The sequence below is a fragment of the Azospirillum sp. UENF 312511 genome (assembly GCF_058780635.1).
In genome coordinates, this window is the sequence record NZ_JBSNCG010000003.1 from 2916791 (window position 1) to 2933463 (window position 16673).

Annotated in this window: 14 protein-coding genes; 4 read left to right on the forward strand and 10 right to left on the reverse strand. The window is 68.7% G+C overall.

Annotated features, from left to right (window positions below):
* Positions 1–48: 48 nt before the first annotated feature.
* Complete coding sequence (gene ald / locus ACWPN7_RS25270; protein ID WP_137102960.1) at positions 49–1167, reverse strand: alanine dehydrogenase; 1119 nt, start codon at positions 1165–1167, stop codon at positions 49–51.
* A gap of 365 nt (positions 1168–1532) precedes the next feature.
* On the opposite strand from ald, the gene ACWPN7_RS25275 reads away from it, so the two are divergent.
* Positions 1533–2099, forward strand: a complete 567-nt coding sequence (locus ACWPN7_RS25275; RefSeq protein WP_038527757.1) for a phasin family protein — start codon at positions 1533–1535, stop codon at positions 2097–2099.
* 79 nt (positions 2100–2178) lie between these two features.
* On the opposite strand, the gene ACWPN7_RS25280 is transcribed toward ACWPN7_RS25275, so the two are convergent.
* Entirely contained in the window at positions 2179–3714 is a 1536-nt protein-coding gene (locus tag ACWPN7_RS25280) for a bifunctional metallophosphatase/5'-nucleotidase (RefSeq protein ID WP_459196584.1), read from the reverse strand.
* Between the two features lie 155 nt (positions 3715–3869).
* Between ACWPN7_RS25280 and ACWPN7_RS25285 the strand changes: the two genes are divergently transcribed.
* Positions 3870–4583 carry a type 1 glutamine amidotransferase gene (locus ACWPN7_RS25285; protein WP_459196585.1) on the forward strand — a complete coding sequence of 238 codons (714 nt, stop codon included), beginning with the start codon at positions 3870–3872 and terminating at the stop codon, positions 4581–4583.
* 2 nt (positions 4584–4585) lie between these two features.
* On the opposite strand, the gene ACWPN7_RS25290 is transcribed toward ACWPN7_RS25285, so the two are convergent.
* The 8 genes from ACWPN7_RS25290 to ACWPN7_RS25325 all read right to left on the reverse strand — a co-directional run bounded on the left by ACWPN7_RS25290 (position 4586) and on the right by ACWPN7_RS25325 (position 13271).
* Positions 4586–6196: an NTP transferase domain-containing protein gene (locus ACWPN7_RS25290; protein ID WP_459196586.1), complete on the reverse strand. Its 1611-nt coding sequence runs from the start codon at positions 6194–6196 to the stop codon at positions 4586–4588.
* A 15-nt stretch (positions 6197–6211) separates the two neighbouring features.
* The gene (locus tag ACWPN7_RS25295; protein ID WP_103039023.1) at positions 6212–6928 is read right to left on the reverse strand and encodes an XdhC family protein; all 717 of its coding nucleotides are present in this window, start codon (positions 6926–6928) and stop codon (positions 6212–6214) included.
* The gene (locus ACWPN7_RS25300; protein ID WP_103039024.1) at positions 6925–7239 is read right to left on the reverse strand and encodes an XdhC family protein; all 315 of its coding nucleotides are present in this window, start codon (positions 7237–7239) and stop codon (positions 6925–6927) included. Before ACWPN7_RS25300 ends, ACWPN7_RS25295 begins: the two co-directional genes overlap by 4 nt.
* Positions 7236–8435: a vWA domain-containing protein gene (locus tag ACWPN7_RS25305; protein ID WP_459196587.1), complete on the reverse strand. Its 1200-nt coding sequence runs from the start codon at positions 8433–8435 to the stop codon at positions 7236–7238. The genes ACWPN7_RS25300 and ACWPN7_RS25305 overlap by 4 nt, the downstream gene beginning before the upstream one ends.
* Positions 8436–8441: 6 nt before the next feature.
* A complete protein-coding gene (locus tag ACWPN7_RS25310) occupies positions 8442–9365 on the reverse strand; it encodes an AAA family ATPase (RefSeq protein ID WP_459196588.1) in 924 nt (307 codons plus the stop codon).
* Between the two features lie 170 nt (positions 9366–9535).
* A complete protein-coding gene (locus ACWPN7_RS25315) occupies positions 9536–10330 on the reverse strand; it encodes an FAD binding domain-containing protein (protein ID WP_459196589.1) in 795 nt (264 codons plus the stop codon).
* A gap of 15 nt (positions 10331–10345) precedes the next feature.
* Entirely contained in the window at positions 10346–12736 is a 2391-nt protein-coding gene (locus ACWPN7_RS25320; RefSeq protein WP_492273479.1) for a xanthine dehydrogenase family protein molybdopterin-binding subunit, read from the reverse strand.
* A gap of 37 nt (positions 12737–12773) precedes the next feature.
* On the reverse strand, positions 12774–13271 hold the full coding sequence (locus ACWPN7_RS25325) for a (2Fe-2S)-binding protein (protein WP_038527771.1): 498 nt from the start codon (positions 13269–13271) through the stop codon (positions 12774–12776).
* A gap of 321 nt (positions 13272–13592) precedes the next feature.
* Here ACWPN7_RS25325 and ACWPN7_RS25330 point away from each other — a divergent pair, with 321 nt between their 5' ends.
* Both ACWPN7_RS25330 and ACWPN7_RS25335 read left to right on the forward strand, forming a co-directional pair.
* On the forward strand, positions 13593–14531 hold the full coding sequence (locus ACWPN7_RS25330; protein ID WP_038527773.1) for a TAXI family TRAP transporter solute-binding subunit: 939 nt from the start codon (positions 13593–13595) through the stop codon (positions 14529–14531).
* A 31-nt stretch (positions 14532–14562) separates the two neighbouring features.
* Positions 14563–16659 carry a TRAP transporter permease gene (locus ACWPN7_RS25335; protein ID WP_038527776.1) on the forward strand — a complete coding sequence of 699 codons (2097 nt, stop codon included), beginning with the start codon at positions 14563–14565 and terminating at the stop codon, positions 16657–16659.
* Positions 16660–16673: the final 14 nt, after the last annotated feature.

Genomic DNA, 16673 nt, shown 5'->3' on the forward strand with positions numbered 1-16673 from the left:
ACCGTTCCCGGAGAGGGTGATTGCGGTCGCCCCCTCCGGGAGCGGAATTCAAAGCCGCAGCGCCTCCTCCGCCGGTTGGTAACCCAGCCCCTGAGCGTCGGCCACCGCCTTGCAGGTGACCGCCCCGGCGTGGATGTTCAGCCCCGCCCGCAGATGCGGGTCGCGCGCCAGCGCCGCGCGGTATCCCCGGTCGGCGAGCGCCAGCGTGAAGGGCAGGGTGGCGTTGTTCAACGCGAAGGTCGAGGTGCGCGCGACCGCCCCCGGCATGTTGGCGACGCAGTAATGGACCACCCCGTCCACCAGATAGGTCGGGTCGGCGTGGGTGGTGGGGTGCGAGGTTTCGAAGCAGCCGCCCTGGTCGATGGCGACGTCCACCACCACGGCGCCCCGCCGCATCCGCTCCACCATCGCCTTGGTCACCAGCTTCGGCGCCTCGGCCCCCGGCACGAGGACCGCACCGATGACGAGGTCGGCGTCGAGCACATGCTCCTCGATCGTGTCGACCGTCGAATAGAGCGTCTGGAGCTTGGCGCCGAATTGCAGGTCCAGTTCCTTTAGGCGGGGCAGGGATTTGTCGATGACAACGACCTTCGCCTCCAGACCCATGGCCATGCGGGCGGCGTTGGTGCCGACCACGCCGCCACCCAGCACCACCACCTTGGCCGCCGGAACGCCGGGCACGCCGCCGAGCAGGACGCCGCGCCCGCCCTGGGCCTTCTCCAGGCAATGGGCACCGGCCTGCACCGACATGCGGCCGGCCACCTCGCTCATCGGCGCCAGGAGCGGCAGGCCGCCACGGGAGTCCGTCACCGTCTCGTAGGCGATGGCGACAGCGCCGGAGTCCAGCAACAGCCTGGTCTGCTTCGGATCGGGGGCGAGGTGCAGATAGGTGAACAGGATCTGCCCCCGGCGCAGCATCGCGCATTCCTGCGGCTGGGGCTCCTTCACCTTCACCACCATCTCCGCGCGGGCGAAGACGGTTGCGGCGTCCGGCACGATTTCCGCCCCGGCGGCTTCATAGTGCTCGTCGTCCAGCCCGATGGCGGCGCCGGCTCCCGCCTGCACCAGCACGCTATGCCCGTGATGCGTCAGTTCACGGACCGAGGCGGGGGTCAACCCGACGCGGTATTCATGGTTTTTGATTTCCGTCGGCACGCCGATGAGCATGGGCATCCTCCGCGGGTGGGCCGGTGCCGGACCAGGACGGGCAGCGCGCCGGCTCAGGATTTCCTACCTCAGAATTTGGGGTGTGCTCCGGCGATCCGCATCTCACTTGCGGTGCTGCTTGGTAATTTTCTTTGGATCAATTAAAACACTCCATGAAATTTGATGTAAAACTCACTGCAATAAATCCTGGTGGAGACTTCTCTATATCCACAAAAAAGTAGGTAAGGTTAGTTTTTAGAGTTGTGGAACTATTCTTCGCCACCATGGTATATGGATGTTTGTGTCGCACTGCACAAAAATCGCGACACTCAAGAAAAATGGGGGGAGCGTCCGATTCGGACGGAACGAAACCAGGAGCAAGGCAGATGGCTTCAGAGAAGGACGCGCAGACCATCGCGCGCGACACCGCCGCCAAAGGCCGGAATGTTGCCGAGGACACCACGCGCCGCATGGCGGAAACCGCCGCAGAAACGACCCAGCGCGGCGCCGACACGGCCAGCGACATGATGGGAAAGGCGACCCAGGTGGCTGGCCAAGTTGCCGGCCAGACCACCGATCAACTCAACCGCATGATGGGCCTGTCCGCGGAGGCTCAGGGCGAGGTCGCCCAGCAGGCCCGCGAGAACATGGACGTCATGACGCAGTGCGGGTCCGTGCTGATGGACGGGATGCAGTCCATCATGCGCGAATGGATGGGCTTCGCCCAGGAGGCCATGGCCCGCAACGCCGAAGGCATCAACGCGATGATGCGCAGCCGGTCGGTCCAGGACCTCTATGCGGCGCAGAGCAGCATGGTCAAAGACGAGATGGAACTTCTGCTCAACCGCAGCGTCAAGGTGTCGGAGCTGTCGGCGAAAACCGCGAACGACGCGGTGCGGCGGCTGAACGCGCGGGTCGAAGGGGCCGCGCGCCACGTCCGCCGCAGCGCCTGACGCTTCACCAACGATCCATCCTGGCCTTGCGCCCCCGGACCAGCCGGTCCAGGGGCGTTCTTTTTTGCGCGCGCTCCGGTCACTTCGCGACGATGCGGCCTTCGACCTTGGGGGCGACCGTCTTCTTCGCCTCCACGTAATCCATGACCATCGTCGCCATCAGCACGGCGCCGGAGGCGTCCACCACCGTCCGGCCGCGGGACAGCGCGGCGTAGCCGTCGCCGCCCTTCAGCATGTAGTCGTTGGTCGCCACGCGGTAGGTCCGGGTGGGGTCGAGCGGCTGGCCGCCCACCGTCACGCCGGTCACGCGGGTGCCCGACGGCAGTTTCGGGTCATAGGTGAAGGTCAGGCCCGACACCTGGGGGAAGCGCCCGGCCTTGTCCTCCACCTTCGACACGCCATGCTCCAGCGCGGCCAGAATGTCGGCGCCGGACAGCAGGGTCAGCACGGCGACGTTGCCGAAGGGCATCTCCGCGAAGATGTCCTTGCGGGTCAGCGAACTGCCCGCTGGATGCAGCGTGTCGGCGCGGATGCCGCCGCCGTTGGTGATGGCGACGTCGGCCTTCAACCCGTCGCGCAGCGCGTCGGCGATCAGGTTGCCCATCGTCGTCTCCTGCGAACGGACGACGTCCTTGCGGCTGTCCAGGTCGGTTTCCGTCCGCCCGATCACCCCGGCCAGCGTGGCGTCGAGCTGGTCGGTGTAGCGCTTGACCAGCGCCCCGACCTCGGAGTCCGGAGCCACCCCGGCGGTGGTGACGAAGCGCCAGCCGGCCGGAGCGACGGTGGTCGCCGGCCCCTTTTCGGTCGCTTTGGTGCTGACCGCCAGATCGATGACGCCGAGGTAATGGCTGTCCGCCCCGGCCTTCAGGATCAGGGTCGATCCCTCGTAGAAGCTGATAGGGTCGTGGTCGTGGCCGCCCAGCACGAGGTCGATGCCCTTCACCTTGATGGCCAGTTCACGGTCCTCCGTGATGGTCTGGTGGGTCAGCGCCACGACGATGTTCGCCCCCGCGTCGCGCAGCGCCTTCACCGCCAGGGCCGCGGCGGCCTGCACGTTGGTGAAGGTGGCCTCCGCCCCGCCGCTGGACAGATGCGCGGTCTCCGGCGTCAGGACGCCGAGGAAACCGACCTTGACGTCGCCGACCGTCTTCGTCCAGGTGGCGACCGAACCGGGAAACGGTTGACCGTCCGGTCCGGCGATGTTGGTGCCGACCCAGGGGAACTTCGATTCGGCGATGCGGGCCTTCAGCACCTCCGTGCCGAAGTCGAACTCGTGATTCCCGAAGCCGACGACGTCCACGCCCATGGCGTTGAACAGGTCGGGCATCTGCGCGCCCCGCGTCGTCCCGGAGAGCAGGGAGGGGGACAGGAAATCGCCGCCCACCGTCGTCAGCGCACCGGCGCTGCGTTCCCGCTCCGTCTTCAGCACCGTCATCAGGGGGGCGAAGCCGCCGCGGCCCTTCACCGGGGAAATCTCGTAGATGTCGTTGAAGTGCAGGAAGGTCACCGTGCCGTTCTGCGCGGCGGCGGAGGTCGGGAACAGCAAGGTCGCGGGGAACAGCAGGGTGCCGGCAAGGGCGGCGGCCCCCGCCAGCGTGCGAATCCGGGTCAGCATCGATCTCGTCTCCCTGGGGAAGTTGAAAGGCTTCCTTCGCGTCATCGCACTGTACGCCGTCCCGCGGCGCGGCGCATAGCCGCCTTGCGCCGCTTGATTTCGCCGCCTCTGCCGCTCATGAACGGGGCATCCGCTTTCACCGACGTGGCCCCTCCATGCGCATCCTGGTCGTTCAGAACAACCGAAACGCCCCCGCCGGACTCGTCGGGGACGCGCTGACCGAGTTCGGCGCGACGCTGGTCACTGTCGCCACTGACGAAGGGGAGGTTCTGCCCGCCACGCCGGAGAGCTATCACGGGCTTCTGGTTCTGGGCGGACCGCAGGACGCCTGGAACGACGGTCAGGGGCCGCACTTTCCGCGGGTCATGGAACTGATCCGCGCTTTCTCGGCGGAAGAGCGCCCGGTGATGGGCATCTGCCTGGGGGCGCAGTTGGCCGCCCGCGCCTTCGGCGCCCGCGTCTACCGCCATTCGGTGGCGGAGATCGGCGTGGGCGCGGTGCGGCTGTTCAACGCCGCTTCGGACGATCCGCTGCTCGGCGGGCTGGCGCCGGAGCTGCACATGGTGCAGTGGCACTACGACACCTTCGAATTTCCCGAGGGCGCCGTGCCACTGGCCTGGAGCGAAGCCTGCATGCGTCAGGCCTTCCGGCTCGGCCGCAACCTCTACGCCTTCCAGTTCCACCCGGAGGCCGACGCCGCCATCGTCCGCGGCTGGGCGGAGAAATTCGGCGTCGACTCGCGGGAGCGCAACCGGGCCGTCCTCGACGGGCTGGACGCCGCGCTGGAGCGGCACCTGCCCGCCGCCGAGGCGGTCGCCCGGACGATCTCCCGCCGCTGGCTGGATCTGGTGATCGAACGGGCGGCCTGACCTTACCCGCGAAGCTCCGCCAGCAGGTCCGGCGTGTCCACGTCGTAGAGAATGCCGCCGTCCTCCACCGGCACCTCGACCACCTGATCGGCGTGGGTGGCCAGCAGGGTTTTGGCCCCGGCATCGCCGCTCAGCTTCGCCATCTCCGCGAAGAAGCCGCGGTCCCACAGGACGGGATTGCCGCGCTTGCCATGGATGGTCGGGACGCAGACGGTCCGACCCTCCAGCGGGTTATAGGCGGCGATCAGCCGGTCGATGGCCTGCGGCGTAACTCGCGGCATGTCGCCGAGGCACACCACCACACCGTCGATATCCGCCGGCAGGGCGGCCAGCCCGGCGCGCAGCGAGGCGCTGAGCCCGTCGGCAAAGGACGGGTTGTGGACGATGGTCAGCGGACGCCCGGCCAGCGGCGCGGACACCGCTTCCGCCATGTGGCCGGTCACCACCACCACCGGCTTGGCCTGCGAGGCCAGCACCGCTTCGACCGTGCGGACGATCAGCGGCTCCCCGCCGACATCGGCGAGCAGCTTGTTGCTGCCGCCCATCCGGCTCGACCGCCCGGCGGCCAGAACCAGCGCGGCGATGCGCGGCGCCCGCGGCGGTTCCACCGCGACGGCGCCGGAACGGGGCAGGGGGCGGCTGGGAATCTCGGCCAGCAGGCCGCCGACGCCCATCCGCATCACGTCGGCCCGCGTTACCGGAATGCCCGCGGCGATGCGCTGGAGCACCCAATCGAAGCCGTTCAGCTTGGGCGACCGGGCGCAGCCGGGCAGGCCGAGCACCGGCGTCTCCCCGATGTGCGCGATCAGCAGCAGATTGCCGGGGTCGACCGGCATGCCGAAATGCTCGATCACGCCGCCCGCCCGCTCGATGCCCGCCGGCAGCACGTCGCGCCGGTCGGTGATGGCCGAGGCCCCGGCGATCAGCAGCAGGTCGACGCTCCCCGCCGCCGCGATTGCGTCGGCGAGCGCCGCCTCGCCATGGTAGCAGCGCGAATCGCGGACCAGCCGCCCGCCCATCGCCTCCAGACGTTGCCGCGTCACGGCCACGGTCTTGTCGAGGACGCTGTCCTTCACGCCGGGCAGGCGGGTCTGGATCAGCGCAGCGGTCAGCGGACGGAAGGGGGCGACGCGCAGCGCCGGCATCCCGGCGGACGCCTCGACCTCCGCCCCCTCCACGGCGCCGCGGGGGGCGGCGAAGGGGATGATCTTGACCGTGGCGACCATCTGGCCGGGCTCGACCGGCGCAAAGGCGGGCAGGGTGGCGACCGTTACGCTTTCGTCGATGAGGTTCAGCGCGTTGATCCGTTCGACATCCGGAACGAACAGGCCGCGCGATTCGGCAAACAGGTTGACGCGCCCGGTGAAGGCGGCCCCGACGGTGATCTCCTGCCCCTTCAGGGCGGCGGCGATGCGGGCGGCGGCGGCGTCCTCGCCCACGTCGTCAGGACCGGGCTTGGCGACGGTCACGGTGGTAAGGCCGGCGTCGCGCAGCGCCGTCACGTCCTCGGCGCTGAGGACGCGGCCCTTCTTGAAGCTGACGGAGCCGCGGCGGACCGAATGCGCCAGAATGGCGCCCTCCAGCTCCCGCAGGGGCAGCGGGCCGAAAAACATGGTGATGAACTCCTGTCAGGCCGCGCCGGCCTTACGCCGCACGGCGGTGATCTGAGCTATGACCGACAGGGCGATTTCCGCCGGGGTCACGGCGCCGATGTCCAGCCCGACCGGCGCGTGGATGCGCGCCAGTTCCGCGTCGGTCACGCCCTGCTCCTTCAGCCGCTCCAGCCGCTTGGCGTGGGTGCGCTTGCTGCCGAGCGACCCGACGTAGAAGGCCGGGGAGCGCAGCGCCACCAGCAGCGCCGGGTCGTCCAGCTTGGGGTCGTGGGTCAGGGTCACCACGGCGGTGCGGTTGTCGATCGTCAGGGCGGACAGCGCCTCGTCCGGCCAGGAATCGTGCAGGGAAACGCCGGGAAAGCGCGATTCCGTGGCGAAGGAGCCGCGCGGGTCGATCACCGTGACGGCGTAGCCGGTCAGCGCGGCGAGGGGAGCCAACGCCTGGGCGATGTGCACGGCGCCGACCACCAGCAGCCGCAGCGGCGGGTTGTGGGTCTGGACGAACAGCTGGACGCCGTCCTCATCCTCCTCCGGATCGGTGAGGAGGCCGGAACGATCCTGGCGCAGCCGCTCCCTCACCTCCTCCAGAAGGTCGTCCTCCAGCCCGAAGCCGCCGTGGATGGCGTCCTCGTAAACCAGCGTCTGAAGGCCGGTGCCGAGGTCGGTGACCAGGGCCACGGGACGCCCGGCCTTGCGGGCGGCCAGCAGCCGTTCGGTGATGTCGCGCTTCATTCCACGGCCTCGACATAGACCTGCACCCGGCCGCCGCAAGCCAGCCCGACCTCCCAGGCCATTTCGTTGCTGACCCCGAACGAGATCATCCGGGGCTCGCCATCCTCCATGGTTTTGCGCGCCTCGTGCACCACGGCCCCCTCGATGCAGCCGCCGGAGACCGAGCCGATCATCGAACCGGCGTCGTCCACCGCCATCTGGCTGCCCACCGGGCGGGGGGAGGACCCCCAGGTGGCGACCACCGTCGCCACGGCCACCTTGCGGCCCTCCGCGCGCCAGCCCGCGGCCTGCTCCAGAATATCGTCCTTCATGCGGCCTCCTTCAGCCACTTGCGCAGGCTTTCGGCCCGTCGCGGCCCGTCGCGGTTCAACGCGTCGGCGAGCCCGGCCAGACTGTTCAGGTTGTGGACCGGGCGGAAGTCGTCCACATGCGGCAACAAGGCCCGGATACCGCTGGATTTTGGTGCGAACCCCTCCCACCGCAAGAGCGGGTTCAGCCATACCAGACGGCGGCAGCTCTTGTGCAGCCGTTCGGCCTCCGTCGCAAGCCCTTCGCCGGCATCCCGGTCCAGCCCGTCGGTGATGAGCAGAACCACCGCCCCCTGGCCGAGAACCCGACGCGCCCAGGTCCGGTTGAAGGCGTGCAGCGCCGTGCCGATGCGCGTCCCACCCGACCAGTCGGCCACCGCCGCCGACACGGCGTCCAGCGCCACATCGACGTCCTTGTGCCGCAGATGGCGGGTGATGTTGGTCAGGCGGGTGCCGAAGACGAAGCTGTGCACCCGGTCGCGGTCGTTGCTGAGCGCGTGCATGAAATGCAGCAGCATCCGTGAATAGCGCGTCATGGAGCCGGAGATGTCGCACAGCACGACCAGCGGCGGCGGCCGTGTGCGGTGGCTGCGCCGTGCCAGATCGGCGAGATCGCCGCCGGAGCGCAGCATCCGCCGCAGCGTCGCCCGCGGGTCCACGCGTAGCCCCCGCGGGTCGGGGCGGTGGCGGCGGGTCGTCACCTCGGCCACCGGCAGGGCGATGCGGGCGAGCATCCGCTTGGCCTCGGCCATCTCCGCCGCTGACATTTTCTCGAAATCCTTCTCCTGCAATCGTTCCTGGGCCGAAACGGTGAAGGCGGCATCCACCTCGATCTCCGACTTCTCCGGACCCTCGGCCTCCGGCGCGGTTCCGCGCAACGCATCGGCGACGCGGCGGGACATTGGGTCCTGCGTGTCCGGCGACTCCGTGCGGATGGTCGGCAGCATCAGCCCCATCATCCGCTTCAGGATGTCGGGGTTGCGCCAGAAGACGTGGAAGGCTTGGTCGAAGACTTCGCGCTGGTCGCGCCGGTTCACGAAGACGGCGTGCAGCGCCCAGTAGAAGTCCGCCCGGTTGCCGATCCCGACCGCCTCAACGGCTTCCACGGCCTGGAGCAGCTTGCCCGGCCCGACCGGCAACCCCGCCGCCCGCAGCGCGCGGGCGAAATGCATCAGGTTGATGGCGAGGCCGCCTTGCATGGCCGCTCACCGCGCCGTGCCGGCAGCGAGTTCCGTCTTGACCTGGGCCAGGATGCGCGCGGCCTCGCTGCCCTGGATGCGGGCGATGTCGTCCTGGTATTTCAGCAGCGTGCCCAGCGTGTCGTTGATGACCGAGGGCTCAAGCTCCAACTGGTTCAGCTCGACCAGCGCCTGCGCCCAGTCCAGCGTCTCCGCCACGCCCGGCGCCTTGTAGAGGTCCATCCCGCGCAGGCTCTGTACGACGCCGACGACCTGGGCGGCCAGCCGCGCGTCGGCCTCCGGCGCCTTCACGGCCAGGATGGCACGCTCCCGCTCGGCGTTGGGGTAGTCGACCCAGTGGTAGAAGCAGCGCCGCTTCAGCGCGTCGTGAATCTCGCGGGTGCGGTTGGAGGTCAGGATGACGATGGGCGGCTCCGGCGCGGTGACGGTGCCGAACTCGGGGATCGAGACCTGGAAGTCGGAGAGGATTTCGAGGAGATAGGCTTCGAACGGCTCGTCGGTGCGGTCCAGCTCGTCGATCAGCAGGACGGGAGGACCGGCCAAGTCGGGTTCCAGCGCCTGGAGCAGCGGGCGCTTGATGAGGAAGCGCTCGGAGAAGAGATCGGCGCTGAGCGCGTCCCGGTCGCGGTCGCCCGACACCTCGGCCAGCCGGATTTCCATCATCTGCCGGGCATAGTTCCACTCATAGACCGCCGCGGCGACGTCCAGCCCCTCGTAGCATTGAAGCCGGAGCAGGCGCCGGCCCAGCGTGGCGGACAGCACCTTGGCGATCTCGGTCTTGCCGACCCCGGCCTCGCCCTCCAGGAACAGCGGGCGCCGCAGCTTCAGCGCGAGGTACAGCGCCGTCGCCAGCGAGCGGTCGGCGACGTAGTTCCCCCGCCGCAGCAGGTCCAGCGTGTCATCGACGGAAGCGGGGAGGGTGTTGGGCATGGTGGGCGGGATGCCTTACAGGGTGCGGTAACCCTCTCCCCTCCGGGGAGAGGGTGGCCCGGAGGGCCGGTGAGGGGGATGTACATGGCGGTACGTTCGGCAAAAGCGCAACCCCCTCACCCTAACCCTCTCCCCAGAGGGGAGAGGGGACTTTCACAGTGAAGGGACTTTTACCCACACGCCTCCACCGCGCGCCGCGCCATCACCCGCACCAAGTGGGCGCGGTAGTCGGCGCTGGCGTGGATGTCGGCGTTCAGCCCGGCCGCCGACACCGACGCGCCGTTCAGGGCGTCGGCGCGGAAGTCCTGGGCCAGCGCCGCCTCCATGTCGTCGGCCCGGAAGACCGACGGGCCGGCGCCGGTCACCGCCACGCGGACCTCGCTGCCGAACACGGCCACGAACACGCCGACGATGGCGTAGCGGCTGGCCGGGTTGCGGAACTTGGCGTAGGCGGCCTTGTCGGGCGTCTGGAAATGCACGGCGGTGACGATCTCGCCGGGCTCCAACGCCGTCTCGAACATGCCGGTGAAGAAGTCGTCGCCCGCGATCTCCCGGCGGTCGGTCCGCAGCGTGGCCTTCAGCGCGACGACCGCAGCCGGGTAATCGGCGGAGGGGTCGGCGTTGCAGATCGACCCGCCGAGTGTGCCCATGTTGCGCACCTGCCGGTCGCCGATGCCCTCGGCGAGGCTGGCCAGCGCCGGGATGACCCGTTGCACCGTCTCGGAATGGGCGACCTGGGCGTGGCGGGTGAAGGCGCCGACGGTCAGGCCGCCGGCCTCCTCCCGGATGCCCTGGAGCTCCGGAATCTGGCCGAGGTCGATCAGGTCGCTCGGCCGGGCAAGGCGCTGCTTGAGCGTCGGCAGGAGCGTCTGTCCGCCGCCCAGCAGTTTCGGGTCCTCGAACTGGCCGAGCAGGGCGACGGCGTCGGCGACGCTCTTGGGGCGGTGATAGGTGAAGGCGTACATGATGTCTCCTCCCTCTTATTCGGCCGCCTGGGCGGGGGTGTGGCGCCGGATCGCCTGCCAGACCCGTTCGGGGGTCGCCGGCATGTCGAGATGGGTGACGCCGTACTCGGACAGGGCGTGCACCACCGCGTTCATCACGGCGGCCGACGCGCCGATGGTCCCGGCCTCGCCGCAGCCCTTCACGCCCAGCGGGTTGTGGGTGCAGGGCTGGTCCTCGTGGTAGCGCACCGTGAAGGACGGCACGTCGTCCGCCCGCGGCATGCAGTAGTCCATGTAGGAGCCGGTGATGAGCTGGCCCGAGTCCTCGTCGTAGACGCAGTTCTCGTAGAGCGCCTGCCCGATGCCCTGTACCAGCCCGCCATGCACCTGCCCCTCGACGATCAGCGGGTTGATGACCCGCCCGAAATCGTCCACCGCGGCGAAGCTCGCCACCTGGACCACGCCGGTGTCGGGGTCGATCTCCACCTCGCAGACGTGGCAGCCGTTGGGGTAGGTGAAGTTCTTCGGGTCGTAGAAGGCCTGCTCGTCCAGCCCCGGCTCCAGCTCGTCGAGCGGGAAGTTGTGCGGGACGTAGGCCTGCAGGGCGATGTCGCCGATGGTCAGGGCCTTGTCGGTGCCCGCCACGACGAAGCGCCCGTCCTTCACCTCGATGTCGGCCTCGGCGGCCTCCAGCATGTGGGCGGCGATCTTCTTGGCCTTGCGCTCCACCTTGTCCATCGCCTTGACGATGGCCGACCCGCCGACCGCCAGCGAGCGCGAGCCATAGGTGCCCATGCCGAAGGGGATCTTGCTGGTGTCGCCGTGGACGATCTCCACATTCTCGATGGGCACGCCGAAGCGCTCGGAGACGAGCTGCGCGAAGGTCGTCTCGTGCCCCTGCCCATGGCTGTGGGAGCCGGTGAAGACCGTCACGGAACCGGTCGGATGGAACCGCACCTCCGCCAACTCGTACAGTCCCGCCCGCGCGCCCAGCGCGCCCGCGACGTTGCTGGGAGCGATGCCGCAGGCCTCGATGTAGGTGGCGAAGCCGATGCCGCGCAGCTTGCCCCGCCGGGCGGACTCGGTCTTGCGCGCCGCGAAGCCTTCGTAGTCGACCAAGGGCAGGGCGATGTCGAGATTTTTGGCGAAGTCGCCGGTGTCGTACTGCAGCGCCACCGGCGTCTGGTAGGGCATGGCGCTGGCCGGCACGAAGTTGCGGCGGCGCAGCTCCGCCTTGTCGATGCCCGTCTCGGCGGCGGCGACCTCGACCAGCCGCTCGATCAGGTAGCAGGCCTCCGGCCGCCCGGCCCCGCGGTAGGCGTCCACCGGCACGGTGTTGGTGAAGACCGCCTTCACCTCGGCGTAGATCGCGGGGGTCTTGTACTGGCCGGCCAGCAGTGTGGCGTAGAGATAGGTCGGGATCGACGGCGCGAAGGTCGACAGATAGGCGCCCATGTTGGCGATGGTCGCGACGCGCAGCGCCAGGAAGTTGCCGTCCCGGTCCATCGCCAGCTCGGCGTGGCTGACATGGTCGCGGCCGTGGGCGTCGGTCAGGAAGCTCTCCGAGCGCTCGGCGGTCCATTTCACCGGACGCCCGACCTTCTTCGCCGCCCAGGTGACGACGGCCTCCTCCCCGTAATGGAAGATCTTGGAGCCGAAGCCGCCGCCGACGTCGGGGGCGACGACGCGCAGCTTGTGCTCCGGGATGCCCAGGACGAAGGCGCCCATCAGCAGGCGGATGACGTGCGGATTCTGGCTGGTGGTGGTCAGCGTGTGCTCGCCGGTCGCCCGGTCATACTCGCCGAGCGCCGCCCGCGGCTCCATCGCGTTGGGGACGAGCCGCTGGTTGACGAGGTCCAGTTTCGCTACATGCGCCGCCTGCGCAAAGGCCGCGTCCACCGCCGCCGCGTCGCCGAGATGCCAGTCGAAGCAGAGGTTTCCGCCGACGTCGTCGTGGACCAGCGGCGCGCCGCCCTCCAGCGCCTTCAGCGAGGTCACCGCCGCCGGCAGCTCCTCGTAATCGACCATCACCAGTTCGGCGGCGTCCTTCGCCTGCTCGCGCGTCTCGGCGATCACCACGGCGACGGCGTCGCCAACGTAGCGCGCGCGGTCGCGGGCGATGGGGAAGTGCGGCGGCTCCTTCATCGGGGAACCGTCCTTGGAGTGGATCTGCCAGCCGCAGGGCAGGCTGCCGACCTTGTCGGTCTCCATGTCGGCGCCGGTCAGCACGGCGATCACGCCGGGGGCCTGCATGGCCTCGGCCGCGTCGATCCCGATGATGCGGGCGTGGGCGTAGGGGGACCGGACGAAGACCGCATGGGTCTGGCCGGGCCGGTTGATATCGTCGGTGTAGGTGCCGCGCCCGGTCAGGAAGCGCGCGTCCTCGCGCCGGCGCACGGAAGCGCCGATGCCGGTGGGGTTCGCCATCTTCGTGTTCCTCCCATGTGAGCCTTGCTTCTGCCCGTTATTCGGCGGCGGCCTTCATCGTGCCGCCCTGCATCGCTTCCGCCCCGGCCATCACCGCCTTGACGATGTTGTGGTAGCCGGTGCAGCGACAGATGTTGCCCTCCAGCCCTTCGCGGACCTCGTGCTCGCTGGGGGAGGGGTTGGTGGTCACCAGATCGACGGCGCTCATCACCATGCCCGGCGTGCAGAAGCCGCATTGCAGGCCGTGATGCTCGCGGAAGGCCGCCTGCATCGGGTGCAGCGTGCCGTCCGCCGCCGCCAACCCCTCGATGGTGGTGACCGCGGCGCCGTCGGCCTGGGCGGCAAGCATGGTGCAGGACTTCACCGACCGCCCGTCGATGTGGACGACGCAGGCGCCGCACTGGCTGGTGTCGCAGCCAACATGGGTGCCGGTCAGGCCGAGCTGGTCACGGAGGAAGGTGACCAGCAGGGTCCGCTCCTCCACCTCGCGCGAGACCGCCTTTCCGTTGACGGTCATGGAAACGGTACACGACATCCGCTGTCCTCCCATTGTTTGGTGACGTTCTGTTGCCTCGGACTTTCGCGACGCTTCTTTCGACGGGTTCTTTCGACTCTGCGGGATAAAGTGTGGCGCAGGACCAACCGGAACAAGGATAGGGGGGCGCCGTCCTATCCGGTCAAGACGCCGTTCGGCCTCCTCCGAAGGGAGAGTGCTTGTGCCGAACCGCCGCGCGCCTATCGGTTCCTACGGACTGGCGGACCCACCGACCACAAGTTAGGATAGCCAACAATCCGACGCAAACCAAAGCGTCTTACGAACGATCCGCAACGGACAGCCTTTTGGGAGGGCAGAAGTATGAAGCGTTTCCTGGCCGCGGTCGGCGTCTGCATGCTCACCGCGCTGCCGGCCCAGGCCGAGCAGTTCGTCACCGTCCTGACCGGCGGCACCAGCGGCGTCTATTACCCGCTGGGCGTCGCGCTGTCGGGCATCTACGGCAAGGCCATCCCGGGGGCGAAGGTCACGGTCCAGGCGACCAAGGCGTCGGTGGAGAACCTGAACCTCCTTCAGTCGGAGCGCGGCGAGATCGCCTTTTCGCTCGGCGATTCGCTGAGCGGCGCCTGGAAGGGCGACGAGGAGGCCGGCTTCAAGACCAAGCTGACCAAGCTGCGCACCGTCGCCGCCATCTACCCCAACTACATCCAGATCGTCGCCAGCAAGGACTCCGGCGTGAAGACGCTGGCCGACCTGAAGGGAAAGCGCGTGTCGGTCGGTGCGCCGAAGTCGGGCACGGAGCTGAACGCCCGCGCGATCTTCGCCGCCGCCGGGCTGGGCTACAAAGATTTCGCCAAGACCGAGTATCTGCCCTTCGCCGAATCGGTGGACCTGATCAAGAACCGGCAGCTCGACGCGACGCTGATCTCCGCGGGGCTCGGCGTGGCGGCGATCAAGGATCTGGCGACCTCGCAGGACATCACCATCGTGTCGATCCCGGCCGACGTGATCCAGAAGGTCGGCGATCCCGCCTACATCGCCGAGACCATCCCGGCCAACAGCTACAGCGGCCAGAGCGAGCCGGTGCCGACCGCGGCGGTGCGCAACCTGCTGGTCACCCATTCCGGCGTGTCGGACGACGCGGTCTACGCGATGACCAAGGCGATGTTCGAGAATCTCGACGCGATGGGTGCGGCCCACGCCGCCGCCAAGCAGATCAAGCTGGACGCCACGACCATCCAATCGCCGGTGCCGCTGCATCCGGGGGCGGAAAAGTTCTACAAGGAAAAGGGCCTGATGTAAGCGCGCCGCGTCGTCCCGGAACCCCCGTGCGATGAGCGCATCCCCCCAAGAGGCGGACAACAAAATCCGCCAAGCCATCGACCGTGAGAACCCCTCCACGGTCGTGGCCTTCGAAGGCGTGGCGGGCAAGGCCGTCTTCGCCATCGCCGTCGCCTTCTCGCTGTTCCAGATCTGGACGGCGGCCTTCAACCCGCTGTCCAGCATGGTCGTCCGGTCGGTCCATGTCGGCTTCCTGCTGCTGATGACCTTCACCCTGTTCGGCTTCCGGCAGGAGGCGGAACGGCGCAGCGTTCCCTGGTACGACTGGCTGCTCGGCCTGGGCGCGTTCGCACTGGGCCTCTACCATTACGTTTTCGAGGTCGATCTCATCCAGCGGGCGGGCGATCCGAACACCACGGACCTGATCGTCGGCGCGCTGACCATCGCGCTGGTGTTCGAGGCGGCGCGGCGCATCATGGGGTGGGCGCTGCCGATCATGTGCGGCGTCTTCATCCCCTACGCGCTGTTCGGGCGGCATCTGCCCTTCGGGCTGGCCCACCGCGGTTACGACGTCGATCAGGTGATCGACAACCTGTACCTCTCGACCGAGGGCATCTACGGCACGCCCACCTTCGTGTCGGCGACCTTCATCTTCCTGTTCATCCTGTTCGGTGCCTTCCTGGAGCGCGCCGGCATGATCAAGCTGTTCAACGACGTGTCGCTGGGCCTCGTCGGCCATGCCAAGGGCGGGCCGGCGAAGGTAGCGGTGATTTCCTCCGGCTTCATGGGGACGATCAACGGATCGGGCGTGGCGAACGTGCTGACCACCGGCCAGTTCACCATCCCCTTGATGATGCGCTTCGGCTACCGCCCGGCCTTCGCCGGGGCGGTGGAGGCGACGGCCAGCATGGGCGGGCAGATCATGCCGCCGGTCATGGGGGCGGCCGCCTTCATCATGGCGGAGACCATCGGCGTCCCCTTCAGCGACATCGCCATCGCCGCGGCGATCCCGGCCATCCTCTATTTCGGCAGCGCCTTCTGGATGGTCCATCTGGAGGCCGGCAAGAACAACCTCGTCGGCCTGCCAAAGGACCAGTGCCCCAGCGTCCTCAGTGCGCTGAAGGAAAGCTGGTACCTGATCCTGCCGCTGGCGGCGCTGGTCTATCTGCTGTTCTCCGGTTTCACGCCGCTGTTCGCCGGAGTGATCGGCATCGCCCTGACCGTCGCGCTGATCCTCGGCACGCGGATCGTCGGATTCATCGGCCCGACGGTCCTGCGCGTCGGCTTCTGGGTCGTCCTCGGCCTGATCGCCGCAGCGCTGTGGCGGATGGGGCTGCGGACGGAGCATCTGGCCTTCGCCATCGTCGGTCTGCTGGTTCTGCCCTGTCTGGCGCTCAAGGGTGGGCGGGAAACGCTGGCGCTGCTGGTGCAGAGCCTCGCCGACGGCGCCAAGAACGCCGTGGGGGTGGGCGTGGCCTGCGCGCTGGTGGGCGTGCTGATCGGCATCCTGACGCTGACCGGACTGGCCTCCAGCTTCGCCTCCACCATCATGGACCTGTCGGGCGGCAATCTGCTGATCGCGCTGCTGCTGACCATGCTGGCCTGCATCGTTCTGGGCACCGGCCTGCCGACCACGGCGAACTACATCATCACCGCGGCCATCGCGGCGCCGGCCCTTCTGCAGATGGGCGTGCCGCTGATCGTCTCGCACATGTTCGTCTTCTACTTCGGCATCATGGCCGACCTGACCCCGCCGGTGGCCCTGGCGGCGCTGGCCGCCTCGTCCATCTGCCGGGCCGGGCACATGGAGATCGGCTGGATCGCCACGCGCGTCGCCATGGCGGGCTACGTCGTGCCCTTCATGGCGGTGTACGACCCGGCGCTGATGCTCCAGACCGACGACCCGCTGGCCGTGGCCTACGTCCTGTTCAAGGCGCTGATTTCCATCGGCCTGTGGGGCGCGGCGACCATCGGCTATTTCTGGACGCCGATGAACTGGGCGGAACGGGTGTTCGCGGCGGCGGCGGCTTTCCTGTTCGTCCTGTCCCTGCCCGTGACGGACGAGGCCGGCTTCGTCATGACGGCGGCCTTCCTGCTGTGGCAGCGCCATCGCCTGCGCCGCCTGGGGCGGACCAGCGCCCCGGCATGATGGAGGCGGCATGA